The 14,009-nt window shown below is 65.8% G+C and carries 14 protein-coding genes; 8 read left to right on the plus strand and 6 right to left on the minus strand.

What is annotated here, in order from left to right; translation table 11 throughout:
* Positions 1-60: 60 nt before the first annotated feature.
* Both JX613_RS12855 and JX613_RS12860 read right to left on the minus strand, forming a co-directional pair.
* Positions 61-795: a hypothetical protein gene (locus tag JX613_RS12855; RefSeq protein WP_207101861.1), complete on the minus strand. Its 735-nt coding sequence runs from the start codon at positions 793-795 to the stop codon at positions 61-63.
* A 109-nt stretch (positions 796-904) separates the two neighbouring features.
* Positions 905-1,405, minus strand: coding sequence for an Lrp/AsnC family transcriptional regulator (locus tag JX613_RS12860; RefSeq protein WP_089388691.1), 501 nt, complete (start codon positions 1,403-1,405; stop codon positions 905-907).
* A gap of 145 nt (positions 1,406-1,550) precedes the next feature.
* Here JX613_RS12860 and trxB point away from each other — a divergent pair, with 145 nt between their 5' ends.
* From trxB to JX613_RS12875, 3 genes are read left to right on the plus strand one after another with little or no spacing between them, the layout of a single operon-like run.
* Positions 1,551-2,546: a thioredoxin-disulfide reductase gene (gene trxB / locus JX613_RS12865; protein WP_207101862.1), complete on the plus strand. Its 996-nt coding sequence runs from the start codon at positions 1,551-1,553 to the stop codon at positions 2,544-2,546.
* A gap of 57 nt (positions 2,547-2,603) precedes the next feature.
* Positions 2,604-2,903: a hypothetical protein gene (locus tag JX613_RS12870; protein ID WP_207101863.1), complete on the plus strand. Its 300-nt coding sequence runs from the start codon at positions 2,604-2,606 to the stop codon at positions 2,901-2,903.
* Positions 2,896-3,216 carry a hypothetical protein gene (locus JX613_RS12875; RefSeq protein ID WP_207101864.1) on the plus strand — a complete coding sequence of 107 codons (321 nt, stop codon included), beginning with the start codon at positions 2,896-2,898 and terminating at the stop codon, positions 3,214-3,216. Before JX613_RS12870 ends, JX613_RS12875 begins: the two co-directional genes overlap by 8 nt.
* Before the next feature lie 84 nt (positions 3,217-3,300).
* Here JX613_RS12875 and JX613_RS12880 read toward each other — a convergent pair whose 3' ends face one another.
* The 4 genes from JX613_RS12880 to JX613_RS12895 all read right to left on the minus strand — a co-directional run bounded on the left by JX613_RS12880 (position 3,301) and on the right by JX613_RS12895 (position 7,575).
* On the minus strand, positions 3,301-4,248 hold the full coding sequence (locus JX613_RS12880) for a D-ribose ABC transporter substrate-binding protein (RefSeq protein ID WP_207101865.1): 948 nt from the start codon (positions 4,246-4,248) through the stop codon (positions 3,301-3,303).
* Positions 4,249-4,327: 79 nt separating this feature from the next.
* Entirely contained in the window at positions 4,328-5,359 is a 1,032-nt protein-coding gene (locus tag JX613_RS12885) for an ABC transporter permease (RefSeq protein WP_207101866.1), read from the minus strand.
* Positions 5,360-5,383: 24 nt separating this feature from the next.
* Positions 5,384-6,916: a sugar ABC transporter ATP-binding protein gene (locus JX613_RS12890; RefSeq protein WP_207101867.1), complete on the minus strand. Its 1,533-nt coding sequence runs from the start codon at positions 6,914-6,916 to the stop codon at positions 5,384-5,386.
* Positions 6,913-7,575, minus strand: coding sequence for a DUF2291 family protein (locus JX613_RS12895; RefSeq protein WP_237168553.1), 663 nt, complete (start codon positions 7,573-7,575; stop codon positions 6,913-6,915). Before JX613_RS12895 ends, JX613_RS12890 begins: the two co-directional genes overlap by 4 nt.
* Before the next feature lie 256 nt (positions 7,576-7,831).
* On the opposite strand from JX613_RS12895, the gene JX613_RS12900 reads away from it, so the two are divergent.
* Genes JX613_RS12900 through JX613_RS12920 form a run of 5 tightly spaced genes read left to right on the plus strand, consistent with a single transcriptional unit; the run spans position 7,832 to position 13,940 of the window.
* A complete protein-coding gene (locus tag JX613_RS12900; protein ID WP_207101868.1) occupies positions 7,832-9,406 on the plus strand; it encodes an FGGY-family carbohydrate kinase in 1,575 nt (524 codons plus the stop codon).
* Positions 9,396-10,907, plus strand: a complete 1,512-nt coding sequence (locus JX613_RS12905) for a glycerol-3-phosphate dehydrogenase (RefSeq protein ID WP_207101869.1) — start codon at positions 9,396-9,398, stop codon at positions 10,905-10,907. Before JX613_RS12900 ends, JX613_RS12905 begins: the two co-directional genes overlap by 11 nt.
* Before the next feature lie 5 nt (positions 10,908-10,912).
* Positions 10,913-11,845: a sugar phosphate isomerase/epimerase family protein gene (locus tag JX613_RS12910; RefSeq protein WP_207101893.1), complete on the plus strand. Its 933-nt coding sequence runs from the start codon at positions 10,913-10,915 to the stop codon at positions 11,843-11,845.
* Positions 11,845-12,993: an iron-containing alcohol dehydrogenase gene (locus JX613_RS12915; protein WP_207101870.1), complete on the plus strand. Its 1,149-nt coding sequence runs from the start codon at positions 11,845-11,847 to the stop codon at positions 12,991-12,993. The genes JX613_RS12910 and JX613_RS12915 overlap by 1 nt, the downstream gene beginning before the upstream one ends.
* Positions 12,993-13,940 (plus strand): sugar-binding transcriptional regulator, encoded by a 948-nt coding sequence (locus JX613_RS12920; RefSeq protein WP_207101871.1) that lies wholly within the window; start codon positions 12,993-12,995, stop codon positions 13,938-13,940. Before JX613_RS12915 ends, JX613_RS12920 begins: the two co-directional genes overlap by 1 nt.
* Positions 13,941-14,009: the final 69 nt, after the last annotated feature.

Genomic DNA, 14,009 nt, shown 5'->3' on the forward strand with positions numbered 1-14,009 from the left:
GATGGGTTGGAAACCCACCTACGCTTGCTTAAAGGCACGCTCTGCCTTGGCAATGACTTATCATCGTTCCAACGTCGGCCAAGGCAAAAACTTCATATTCGCCTGTTCGTAATATTTTTCTTTGAGAAAAGAGAGGTCTTCCATCCAGTCAGCTATGGCCTTGCCGAAGTCAGAAGGGTGCTTAGTTCGCAAATTAATATTTCCAGCCAGCAGGTTTGCAACTTTCCTTAATCTCTTGACCGTCATAGGATTGCCGTATTCATCGTTGCAATACAATTTAACCTCTGTAGGCAACTCAAGCTCCATGAAATCTGACAAGAACTCTTGCCTTCTCTTTCTTGGCCATCCGTCATTTCCGACGGTATATCCAAAAATCTTTAATGCAGAAATTTCTTTGAAAATTGAAATCTCAGATTTCAAGCTGCTCTGAGTTGGCCTCCATACAACAGGCCACTTAAAGCTCCTAATCTTGAGTTCAAATGGAAACTCATTCAAATGATCTTTGTAAAAGTAATCTGGATCGCTTGCTACTGTGCTTATTGCCACTCGATACAGAAACTTTTTGAATGCTTCGGAGTCTTCAGATGTGCTGTCAGCGATATTATGAAAAATTCGATCAATTGCTGTTGAGGCAATCTTACGAAAGTTTTCATGAGCGATGGCATCAGTGTAAAAATCTGTAAGAGCAGCGAGTGAGGCCCCGATCACACTAGGATCATTGTTTAAGTTTATCCCGGAGTTGGAGATGAAGTCCGCATCATGACATGCATCCAGAAATGTTCTGATTTCTTTCATTGTTATCGCCTCGCAACTGCATTGCGTCAGTGATGACTGATTTGTTTTAATAATTTTCTAACATCTACGCACAAATCTCTGCTGCATCAGCTTTGCTGTATGGCTGCCCTCACCCCGCCTCCCTTACCCTCTCCTCCACCACCTCGAACGGCACCCCCGGCTGGTCCTTCGCGGCCCGGATCACCAGCGAGGTTTTCACGCTGGCCACGTTCGGCGCCGCCGTCAGCGATTGCGTCAGGAACCGCTGGAAGCTCGACAGATCCGGCGAGACGCATTTCAGGATGAAGTCGATCTCTCCGTTCAGCATGTGGCATTCGCGGACCAGGGGCCAGCCCTGCACCAATGCCTCGAAGGCCGACAGGTCGCGTTCGGACTGCGAGGCCAGGCGGACCATGGCGAAGACCTGCACCTCGAAGCCCAGTTCGCGCGCGTCGATGTCGGCGTGGTATCCGCGGATGAAGCCCGTCTCCTCCAGCGCGCGGACGCGGCGCAGGCAGGGCGGGGCCGAGATGCCGACGCGGCGGGCCAGTTCCACATTCGTCATCCGGCCGTCGGCCTGAAGTTCGGCCAGGATCTTGCGGTCGATGTCGTCCAGTTTCGCGCCGGCCATGCTGCTCTTTCTTGATCGGGTCTTTGGCGTTGCCGGAAACTACAATGCGGTCCCCTTGCGCGCAATATTCTTTCTGCGCGCGTCCCGCGTTGCGATTTCCGGTGGGAAGGACTACCTCATGCACAAACACCGGATGGGGCGCAAGATGACCGATAGCACGCATGTCAAACTTCTGATCGTTGGGTCGGGCCCGGCGGGCTATACCGCCGCCGTCTATGCCGCGCGCGCCATGCTGAAGCCCCTGCTGATCCAGGGGATGCAGCCCGGCGGACAACTGACCATCACCACCGAGGTCGAGAACTGGCCCGGCGAGACCGAGATCCAGGGCCCTGACCTGATGGTCAAGATGGAGGAACACGCCCGCGCCATGGGGGCCGAGATCGTGGTGGACATGGTGACGACGCTGGACCTGCAGCGCCGCCCCTTCACCGCCACCTGCGACAGCGGCCGCGTGGTGACGGCGGATGCGGTGATCCTGGCGACCGGCGCGCAGGCCCGCTGGCTGGGCCTGCCGTCCGAGGAGAAGTTCAAGGGCTTCGGCGTGTCCGCCTGCGCCACCTGCGACGGCTTCTTTTATCGGGGCCGCGAGGTCGTGGTGATCGGCGGCGGCAACACGGCGGTCGAGGAGGCGCTGTTCCTGACCAAGTTCGCCAGCAAGGTGACGCTGGTCCACCGCCGCGACAGCCTGCGGGCCGAGAAGATCCTGCAACAGCGCCTGTTTAACCATCCCAAGGTCGAGGTGATCTGGAACCACGCCTTGACCGAGGTCCAGGGCACCGATGCGCCCCTGGGCGTGACGGGCGCGGTGCTGACCTCGACCGTGGATGGCAGCACGCGGACGATCCCGGCGGACGGCGTTTTCGTCGCCATCGGCCATGCGCCCGCCAGCGAACTGGTGAAGGGCCAGTTGGAGCTGCACAACGGCGGCTATGTGAAGGTGGAACCGGGCAGCACCCGCACCTCGATCCCCGGCGTCTTTGCGGCGGGGGATCTGACCGACCACGTCTATCGCCAGGCGGTGACCAGCGCGGGCATGGGCTGCATGGCGGCGCTGGATGCGGAGAACTGGCTGGCCGAACACGACGATGCGGGCCAGCCCGACCCCGACCATGCCTGGCGGGAAGACGAGATGGCGGGGTAAGGCATGAAAGAACTTATCACCAGCCTAAGCTGAGGCAGCAGTTTACAGGAGATAGTCGTGGTAGGTATATTAACGTTTGATGCTGATAAGCTGTCCGATGCTATTTCAACAGCGTTTCAGGATGCAAGAGCGCCTGTTGCTATTCGTGATCTTGCAAGCCTTTTTGGTGTTCTGGCTGCGCAGCAAGAGGCCCTCTTGGCTCTCCATACCTTGACGATGAAGGCAAAGCCTGACTTGGCATTCACAGATCAGGCTGTCGACGTTGACAAGGCTATCAGCCGTGCAGCAGAAATGTTTGGAGATGCCTTGACTGTTTTGGCCGCGACATACCTGCCCACGGAAGCTGCTGATGAGTAACCTTGATAAGGCTGTCTCCAGCTTCACCGACAAGTTCCGCGAGCGGCATGGACGCGTGCCCGACGGCCCGAAAGGCCCCGATAACCCAAGTGGAGGCGACGGAATGGAAGCCCGTCTTCAAAGATTGGAAACCAAAGTCGAGAAAGTCGATGACCGGTTGCGGGGCGTAGAGATCAATCTCGCCACCTTGTCAGAGCGGGTCGCACATCTACCGTCCAAAGGATTTATCATCACCTCGCTGGCTACCGGCGTCGGCCTTTTGTCGGCAGTCATCCTGTTTGCCGATCGCATCAAGGGATTATTTGGCGGCTGATAAGGTCTGGCTCGGCTTTTGTCGAATCAGTCTGGCGAAAAATGAGGCGCGGTCTACCGCGCCCCTTGAGCATTTAAGCAGCCCTCACTGGGACAACGTGAACGGCTCGGTCATCTGGTCCGCGTTGTCCTTGGTGACCAGGATGCAGTCGAACAGCTGCTTTTCCGTATCCACCCCGGTCGAGCCGTTCTTGATGAAGTTGTCGGCCTGGCGCACGGCTTCCTCGGCAAAGACGGCCACCGGCTGCAGCACGGTGTATTGCAGCTCGCCCGCCTTCACCGCCTCGACGGCATCCGGGGAACCGTCGAAGCCGCCGACCTTGACCTGCTCCAGCTTGCCGGCCTCTTTCAGGGCGGCGATCGCGCCCAAGGCCATCTCGTCATTGCCCGAAATCACGCCGATGATGTCGGGGTTGGCCTGCAGCAGCGACTGCATCTTCTGATAGCCCTTGGTGCGGTCCCAGTCGGCGACTTCCTGGCCGACCTTCACCAGATCGGGATACTGGGTCAGCACGGTCTCGAAGCCGTTCGACCGGGTCTGGGCGTTGTTGTCGGACGGGGCGCCGAACAGCTCGACGTATTTGCCCGCATCGCCCACGGCCTCGACCCAGGCCTGGGCGCCAAGGGCCGCGCCTTGCGCGTTGTTCGACACAAGCTGCGCCTTGGCCAAGCCTTCCTGGTTGATCTCGGCGTTGACCAGGAAGACGGGGATGCCGGCGTCCACGGCCTTCTGCACCGCGCCCACCGACCCGTCGGCATTGGCCGGATCCAGGATCAGCGCCACCGACTTGTTGGTGATCGCGGTGTCGACCAGGGTGCTTTCGGTGTTGGTGTCGCCCCGGTGGGCGGCGACGTTGGCGGTATAGCCCAGTTCCTCGGCGGTCTTCTTGGCGACCTCGCCTTCCGTGAACCAATAGGGGTTCGCGGGGTCGTTGACGATGATGGTGATCAGCCCCTCGGCCGAGGCGGCGCCGGCCATCATCGGCATGGCGACGGCGGCGGCCAGCAGAGCGCGGCGGGTCAGGTTCAGCATTACTCTCTCTCCCTTTTGGTAAACTGCCGCTTTGGCAGGACGATCCGCCCGAAGCCCCGGACGGGAAGGATGGGGCTTGTCAGGTCTTGCGCCCGCCGCGCCCGTATTGGATCGAGTTCATCAGAACGGCCAGCACGATCACCGCGCCGGTGAAGACCGTCTGCCAGTAGGAACTGACGCCGATGATCACCAGGCCCGCCGACAGGAAGCCGATCACGAAGGCCCCCAGCATCGTGCCGCGCACCCCGCCGCGCCCGCCGGTCAGCGCCGCGCCGCCGATCACCACCGCCGCGATGGCCGTCAGTTCATAGGTCGTGCCCGCCGTCGGTCCGGCCGATGTCAGTTGCGAGGCCAGCACCAGCCCCGCCACCGCCGCCAGCGCGCCCGAGACGGTATAGACCGTGATCTTGACCCGCCGCGTGGGCACGCCCGACAGCTCGGCCGCCCGTTCGTTCCCGCCGGATGCATAAAGCCAGCGCCCGAAGGCCGAGCGCGACAGCATCAGCCCCGCGAGGGTCGCCACAACGGCCAGCACGATCACGCTGATGGGGATACCCCACAGCCGGTTGAAGCCCAGCCAGTTGAAGCCGGTGTTGCCCAGGGCCTCCTGCCCCCGCAGGTTGTTGTAGGTCAGGCCATTGGTCATCAACAGCGCCACGCCCCGCGCGACATACATGACGCCAAGGGTGGCGACGAAGGGCGGCACCTTGAAGAAGGCCACCAGCACCCCGTTCAGCGCGCCCACAAGCGCCCCGATGGCGACCGTCAGCACCACCACGGCCCAGACCGGCGGATAAAGGATCACCCCGGCAAAATCCAGCGTGACCCCCTGCATCATCGCGCCCGCGCAGACGCCGCAGAGCGCCAGGATGGATCCCACCGACAGGTCGATCCCGCCGTTCAGGATCACCAGCAGCATCCCCACCGACAGGATGCCATAGATCGCCACCTGGCTCGACATGATCAGCAGGTTCGACAGCGTGAAGTAGTTCGGCGACAAGAAGGAAAAGACCGCGATGATGGCGATCAGCGCGAAGAAGGCGCGGCCTTCCAGCAGCAGTCGGCCGATGCTGAAGCCGTCTTGCTTGGGCGCGGTGGTGGTGGCAGACATTGGTTTTCCTCGCTCAACGGCCCATCAGGCGGCCACGGACTCGCCCGAGGCGGCCATGATCTTTTCCTTGGAAACGGTGGAATCGAATTCGGCCGAGATGCGGCCCTTGTGCATGACGATGATCCGATGCGCGATGGACAGGCATTCGCTGACCTCGGACGTGGAATAAAGGACGGCAAGCCCCTGGCGCGCGCCTTCGGCCAGCAGGCGGAAGACTTCGGCCTTGGCGCCGATGTCGATGCCGCGCGAGGGTTCGTCCAGCATGATGACGCGGGGCCTGGTGGCCAGCATCTTGCCGATCACGACCTTCTGCTGGTTGCCCCCCGACAAGGATCCGATGGGCGCAGCCCCGCCCGATGTCTTGACGGTGACGCTGCGGATGCTGTCGTCGATCAGCTTCCTTTCCGCGCGGCTGGAGGTGAACAGCCCGCGCGTGAAATTGCGGATCGAGGCCAGCGACAGGTTCTGGCCGACGCTCATGGTCTGGACCAGGCCGTCGCGCTGCCGGTCCTCGGGGACCAGGGCCAGGCCGCGCGCGATGCGTTCGGCGATGGACAGGTGGGATATTTCCTGCCCTTCCAGCACGATCTCGCCGCCGGTGGCGCGCAGGCGGCCCGCGCAGGTTTCCAGCAGTTCCGTGCGCCCCGCGCCCATCAGGCCATAGATGCAGACGATTTCCCCGGCCCGCACATCCAGCGACAGGCCGCGCACCAGATCCTTGCCGGTCGCGTCCGGCACCGACAGGTTGCGGATCGACAGGGCGACTTCGCGCTTGTCGCTGTCGGGCGGTTGGCCCAGGTCGTAATTCTCGCCCACCATGTTGCGGACGATCCAGTCCAGGTCGATGTCCGCGCGCGGCGCATAGGCCGTCATGGTGCCGTCGCGCAGCACGACCGCGTGGTCGGTGATCGTCAGCGCCTCCTCAAGATGGTGAGAGATATAGACGATGCTGACCCCCCGCGCGGTCAGGTCGCGGATGACCTTGAACAGCACCTCGACCTCGCTGGCCGAGAGCGCGCTGGTGGGTTCGTCCATGATCAGGATGCGGCTGTCCACCGACAGGGCGCGGGCGATTTCCACGATCTGCTGCTGGCCCAAGCGCAGCTCCTCGACGGGGGTGAGGGGGTCGATCTCCTCCTCCAGCTCCTCCATCAGCGCGCGGACCTGACGTTCTTCGGCGGCGAAGTCCACGCCCATGGGCCCGCGCAACTCGCGGCCCATGAAGATGTTGTCGCGCACCGACAGGTTGGGGGCGAGGGACAGTTCCTGGTGGATGATGGAAATGCCCCGGTCGCGCGCCTCGTTGGCGTTGGCGAAGCTGACCGGCTGGCCGTCCAGGATGATCTGGCCGGTGGTGGGCTGGATCACGCCCGACAGGATCTTCATCAGCGTGGACTTGCCCGCGCCGTTTTCGCCGAACAGGGTCGTCACCTGGCCGCGATGGATGTCGAAGTTCACGCCCTTCAGCGCGTGGACATTGCCATAGGACTTGGCGACGTTGCGCGCGGCCAGGACCACTTCGCGCGCGTCGGGTGCGCCTTGGGTCTGGCGGGTCATTGGACCGCGACCTCGACCGGGGTGATCATCCAGTTCTTGGGGTTGATCAGGCGGAAGGCGCCGGTGACGGTCAGGGTCTTGCCGGTCAGGCTGGCGGTGTCGATCCCGTCCAGGACGGCGGCCTTCATGGCGCGGTTGATGCCCGATCCCGCGTCCTGGTATTCGATCTGGTTCTTGAAATCGCCAAAGGCGATGTCGCCCGGCGCGTCGCGCAGGTCGGTGCCGTTGATCGCGGGGCCGGTCTGGACGCGGACGGTGATCTCGGCGGGCACGCCGGGAACCGTCAGCGGATAGACGCCCGAGCGCGCCTCGCCCGCCACGCCCGTCAGCGTCACGAACATGATCGCCCCGGTGGACGACGCGGTGCCGTATTGCTTGGCCGCCGCAGCCTTGTCGGCCAGGACGGCGGGCGCCAGCGTCGCGGCGTCCACGGCCTTTTCCTTGACGAAGGCCTGGATGCGCGGGAACTGTTCCTGGCCATAGCTGTCGGGGGAAAAGGCCTGGGCGCGCACGTCATTCTCGGATCCGATGGGGACCACGGTGGTGTCCAGCGCGATGCCTGCGGCAAGGGCCAGGGCAACCGCCACGCCGATCAGCATCCCGCGCCGCGACGGGGCAGGGGCCTTGTGGGCGGACATGCCCGGATTGGAATGTGCCATGGGTCGATTCCCCCCTCTTGTCGCGTTGTCGCCGGCCCGCGATCCCAAGGCCGGAAAGGCAGGGCGCCTCCTCAAGCATTCCCGCCTTGCCGATCACCGTAACTGAAATTAATTTCTGTGTCTGCAAAAAAATACGTTCACGCTGCCTGTTCTTTCGTGTATGGATTTCGGACGGGCGTGGTCCTGCGATGGACCCGCGCAGGAGGATTTGGAATGACCGCCGACCCATTCGGCCTGTTGCGCAGGGGCCTTGTCCATGCCGGGCCGTGATATCCTGATCGGCATCGATGCGGGCACCTCGGTCGTCAAGGCGGTGGCCTTTGATCTGGCAGGGCGGCAGGTGGCGGCGGCGTCGGTGCCCAACCGCTATCATCATGGCGCGGATGGATCGGCCACGCAATCGCTGGTCCAGACCTGGGACGATTGCGCCGCCGCCCTGCGCGGGCTTGGGGCCAAGGTGGACGGGCTGGCCGCGCGCACGGCGGCGCTGTCGGTGACGGCGCAGGGCGACGGGACGTGGCTGGTCGGGCGCGACGGTCCGGTGGGGGACGCCTGGCTGTGGCTGGACGCCCGCGCCGCGCCGACGGTGGCGCGGCTGGCGGGCGGCCCCGCCAACCGCGCCCGGTTCGAGGCGACGGGGACGGGGCTGAACACCTGCCAGCAGGGCGCGCAGATGGCGCATATGGACGCCCAGACGGACCTGCTGGACCGGGCCGAGGTCGCGCTGCATTGCAAGGACTGGCTGTATCTGAACCTGACCGGGGTGCGGGCGACCGATCCCTCCGAGGCCAGCTTCACCTTCGGCAACTTCCGCAGCCGCCAATATGACAACGCGGTGATCGACGCGCTTGGCCTGACCCATCGCCGTTCCCTGCTGCCCCCCATCATCGACGGCACGCAGGTCACCCATCCGCTGACCGCTGACGCCGCGCGCCAGACCGGGCTGCTGGCCGGAACGCCGGTCAGCCTTGGTTATGTGGACATGGTGATGACCGCCCTTGGCGCGGGCGTCTATGGCGGGGCTGAGGGCGACGTGGCCTGTTCGACGGTCGGATCCACCGGCGTTCACCTGCGGGCCGTGCGTGCGGAAAACGTGCATCTGAACGACGAGGGCACGGGCTATGTCATCTGCCTGCCCATCCCCGGCATCGTCACGCAGGTGCAGACCAACATGGCGGCGACGCTGAACCTGGACTGGGTGCTGGGGATCGCGGCGGGCATCCTGTCCGACATGGGCCATGCCGTGACCCACCGCGACCTGGTCGCCCATATCGAGGGCTGGCTGGCGCAGTCCGCCCCCGGCCAGATCGTCTATCACCCCTATATCTCGGATGCGGGCGAACGCGGTCCTTTCGTCAATGCCGATGCGCGGGCGGGCTTTGTCGGCCTGTCGGCGGGCCACCGCTATCCCGACCTGATCCGCGCCGTGGCCGAGGGGTTGGGCATGGCCATGCGCGACTGCTATGCCGCCATGGGGCCGCTGCCGTCCGAGCTGCGCCTGACCGGCGGGGCCGCCCGGTCGCGCGGGTTGCGCGCCATCCTGGCGGCCAGCCTGAACGCCCCCGTCCGCGTGTCCGACCGCGACGAGGCAGGCGCGGCGGGCGCCGCGATGATGGCCGCCGTCGCCATCGGCGCCTATCCCGACATGGAGGCCTGCATCGCCGAATGGGTGACGCCGCTGCTGGGCCGGGCGGAACAGCCGGATCCGGCGCTGGTCGCCGCCTATGACGCGCTTTTTCCCGCCTTCACCGCTTCGCGCCGGGCCTTGCCGCCCGCATGGGACGCGCTTGCCGCGGCCCGATCCCTGAAAGGACACCCCCATGACCCATGACACCATCGACCTGTTCGTCATCGGCGGCGGCATCAACGGCGCGGGCGTGGCCCGCGACGCGGCGGGCCGGGGCCTCAAGGTCGTCCTGTGCGAAAAGGACGACCTGGCGCAGGGCACGTCCTCGCGGTCGGGCAAGCTGGTCCACGGGGGCCTGCGCTATCTGGAATACTATGAATTCCGCCTGGTCCGCGAGGCCCTGATCGAACGCGAGGTGCTGCTGGCCGCCGCCCCGCACATCATCTGGCCGATGCGCTTCGTCCTGCCCCATTCCCCCGAGGACCGCCCCGCCTGGCTGGTCCGCCTGGGGCTGTTCCTTTACGACCACCTGGGGGGCCGCAAGAAGCTGCCCGGCACCCGCACGCTGGACCTGCGCCGCGACCCCGAGGGCGCGCCGCTGCTGGACCAATACCACAAGGGCTTCGAATACAGCGACTGCTGGGTGGACGACGCCCGCCTGGTGATCCTGAACGCCGTGGGCGCGGCCGAAAAGGGCGCCACCGTCCTGACCCGCAGCCCCTGCATTTCCGCGCGCCGCGAAAACGGCGCCTGGACGGTCCAGACCCGCAACGATGTGACGGGCGAGATCCGCACCTTCCGCGCCCGCTGCATCGTCAATTGCGCCGGGCCCTGGGTTTCGGACGTGATCAACAACGTCGCGGGGTCCAATTCCGCCCGCAAGGTGCGGCTGGTCAAGGGCAGCCACATCATCGTGCCGAAATGGTGGTCCGGCCAGCAGGCCTATCTGGTCCAGAACCACGACAAGCGCGTCATCTTCATCAACCCCTATGAAGGCGACAAGGCGCTGATCGGCACCACCGACGTGGCCTATGAGGGCCGGGCCGAGGACGTGGCCGTGGCCCAGGACGAGATCGACTATCTGCTGGCCGCCGTGAACCGATATTTCAAGGAAAAGCTGCGCCCCTCGGACGTGCTGCACGCCTTTTCCGGGGTGCGCCCGCTGTTCGACGACGGGGCGGGCAACCCCTCGGCCGTGACGCGGGATTACGTCTTCGACCTGGACACGACCGGGGGCGCGCCGCTCCTCAACATCTTCGGCGGCAAGATCACCACCTTCCGCGAACTGGCCGAACGCGGGATGCACAAGCTGCGCGATATCTTTCCCGGGATGGGGCAGGATTGGACCGGAGAGGCCCCCCTGCCGGGCGGAGAGATCGCCAATGCCGATTTCGAATCCTTCCTGAACCTGCTGCGCGAACTGCACCCCTGGATGCCGCGCCCGCTGGTCGTCCACTATGCCCGCCTGTATGGCGCGCGGACCAAGGACGTGGTGGCGGGCGCGATGAACCTGGGCGCCCTTGGCCGCCACTTCGGCGGCACCCTCTACGAGGCCGAGGCCCGCTATCTGGTCGCCCGCGAATGGGCGCAAACGCCCGAGGATATCCTGATGCGCCGCACCAAGCATTACCTGCACCTGACGCCCGCCGAACAGCAGGCCTTCGCCGACTGGTTCACCCGGTCCGACCTGGCTCAGGCCGCGTGACCGCCATGGCCCTGACGCTGTCCCTGAACACCAACCCGCTGGTCAACCGCTTCGCCGATCCCGACGACCTGATCGACACGGTGGCGCGCGACCTTCGCATCCGCGACCTGCAACTGACGCACGAGTTCATCAACCCGTCCTGGCCCGCCCCGGTGATCCGCCGCCTGACGCGGGCCATGGGGGCGGCGCTGGACCGCACCGGCGTGCGCGTGACCAGCGGCATGACCGGGCCCTACGGGCGGCTGAACCATTTCGGCCATCCCGACCGCGACGTGCGGCGCTATTACGTGGACTGGTTCAAGACCTTCGCCGACATCATCGGCGACCTGGGCGGCACATCGGTCGGCACGCAGTTCGCGATCTTCACCTATCGCGACTACGACGACCCGCAGCGGCGAGAGGATCTGATCCAGACCGCCATCGACGCTTGGGCCGAGGTCGCGGACCATGCCAAGGCGGCGGGGCTGTCCTATGTGTTCTGGGAACCGATGAGCGTGGGCCGCGAGTTCGGCGAGACCATCGAGGCCTGCATGGCCTTGCAGGACCGGCTGACGGCGGCAAACATGGCGGTGCCCATGTGGATGATGGCCGATATCGACCACGGCGACGTGACCAGCCCGAACCCCGACGACACCGACCCCTATGCCTGGGCGCGTGCGGTGCCGAAGGTTTCCCCCATCATCCACATCAAGCAGTCGATGATGGACAAGTCGGGCCACCGCCCCTTCACCGCCGAATACAACGCCAAGGGGCGGGTGCAGCCCGAACCCCTGCTGGCGGCCTTGGCGGAAGGCGGCGCGGTGGACAACGAAATCTGCCTGGAACTGTCCTTCAAGGAACGCGAACCCAACGACCGGCAGGTGACCCAACAGATCGCCGAAAGCGTGGCCTTCTGGGCGCCGCATATCGACAGCGGCGCGGGGGACTTGCGCGTCTGATGGTCCAGCCCTTCGCCTTTGCCACCGCCACCGAGATCCTGTTCGGCAGGGGGCAGGCCAGTGTTGCCGCGGAACGGGTGGCGGGCATGGGGCGGCGCGTGCTGCTGGTCCATGGCCGAGACGGCGCGCGGGCAGCGTGGCTGGCCGATGCGCTGGTGGGGCAGGGATGCGCGGTTGCAGGCTTTGCCGTGCCGCGAGAGCCTGACATGGACCTGATCGGGGACGGCATCGCGGCGGGGCAGGGCGCGCAGGTCGTCGTGGCCCTTGGCGGCGGCGCGGCCATCGACGCCGGAAAAGCCATCGCCGCGCTGATCCCCGCAACCCGGCCCATGCTGGACCACCTGGAGGTCGTGGGCCGGGGCCTGCCGCTCGACCACCCGCCCTTGCCCTTTGTCGCCATCCCCACCACGGCTGGCACCGGGGCCGAGGTCACGCGCAACGCCGTGATCGGCGTGCCGCAGCACCGCCGCAAGGTCAGCCTGCGCGACGCGCGGATGCTGCCGCGCCTGGCGATCGTGGATCCGGCGCTGACGGACGGCTGCCCCCGCGCGGTGACGCTGGCCTCGGGGCTTGACGCCATCACCCAGGTGATCGAGCCTTATGTCTGCACCCGCGCCAACCCCCTGACCGACGCGCTGTGCCGCGACGCGATCCCGCGCGGGCTGGCGGCGATCAGACGGTTGATGGAGCGCGACGATCCCGGTGCCCGCGACGACATGGCCCTTGTGTCCCTGTGCGGCGGGCTGGCCCTTGCCAATGCGGGCCTTGGCGCGGTGCATGGCCTTGCCGGACCCTTGGGCGGGCTGACCGGCGCGCCGCATGGGGCGATCTGCGGGGCGCTGCTGCCCCCTGTGCTGGGGGCGAACCGCCGCACGGCCACCGATCCCGGCACGATCCGGCGGCTGGACCAGGTGGCCCGCTGGATCGGCGCGGCCTTCGACACGCCCCATGCCTCGATGGCCGAGGCCGCGCGCGCCTTGTCCGACTGGTCCCACCGCGCGGGCCTGCCCGCCTTGTCGGCCCTGGGCATCGGACCCGAGGCCCAGGCTGCCGCAGCCGAGGCCGCCGCGACCTCATCTTCGATGAAATCCAACCCCGCCGCGCTTTCCCCCAACGACCTGCGGCGCATCATGGAGGAGGCGGGCTGATGGCGCGGCGCGGAGGGATCGACCCGGAACAAAGCCTCGCCATCCGGGCGGCCTGGCTGCATTACGCGGGCGGCATGACGCAGGCGGCGGTCGCCAAACGGCTGGGCGTCACCGGCGTCAAGGCGCACCGCCTGATCGCGCGGGCCGTGGCGGACGGCGTGGTCAAGGTCAGCATCGACGGTGAAATCGTCGAATGCGCGGTGCTGGAGGACCGGCTGTGCCAGCGTTACGGCCTCGCCTTCTGCGAAGTCGCCCCCGACCTGGGCGAGGACGGCATTCCCTTCCGCGCCCTGGGCCTGGCCGGGGCCAGCTTCCTTCGCCGCGAAATCGAGCGGGGCGAGCACAAGGTCATCGGCCTGGGCCATGGGCGGACGCTCGCGGCGGCGGTGGGGGAACTGCCGCGTTTCGATGCCAACGGCACGCGCTTCGTGTCGCTGCTGGGCGGGCTGACGCGCAACTATTCGGCCAACCGCCACGACGTGATGCACCGGCTGGCCGAAAAGACCGGCGCGCAGGCTTACGTCATGCCCGTGCCCTTCTTCGCCAATTCCGAATCTGACCGCGCGGTGCTGCTGGCGCAACCGGGCGTGGCCGAGATCTTCGATCTGGCGAATGGCGCGGGGCTGAAGTTCGTGGGCATGGGCACGGTCGATCCCGGCGCGCAGCTTGTCGCCTCCGGCATGATCGAGCCGCGAGAGATCGCAGAGATCCGCGCCGCCGGCGGCGTGGGCGAGATGATGGGCCACTTCTTCGACGCCGAGGGCCGGGTGCTGGACACGACCCTGACGGCGCGCACCCTGTCGGCATCGCTGGACGAACCGGGAAACAGCCGCCTGGTGCTGATCGCAGGCGGCGCCGACAAGGTCGAGGCGATCCGCGCGGCCCTGCGCAGCGGGCGGCTGCAAGGGCTGATCACGGATGAGGCGACGGCAGGGGCGCTGGCATGAAAAAGGTGGGGCAAAACCCCACCACTTGGCCGACCGTTGGATCAAGGTGCGTGTGAACACGCACCCTAC

The sequence above is a fragment of the Paracoccus shandongensis genome (assembly GCF_017315735.1).
In the GTDB taxonomy this organism is placed as follows: Bacteria; Pseudomonadota; Alphaproteobacteria; order Rhodobacterales; family Rhodobacteraceae; genus Paracoccus; species Paracoccus shandongensis.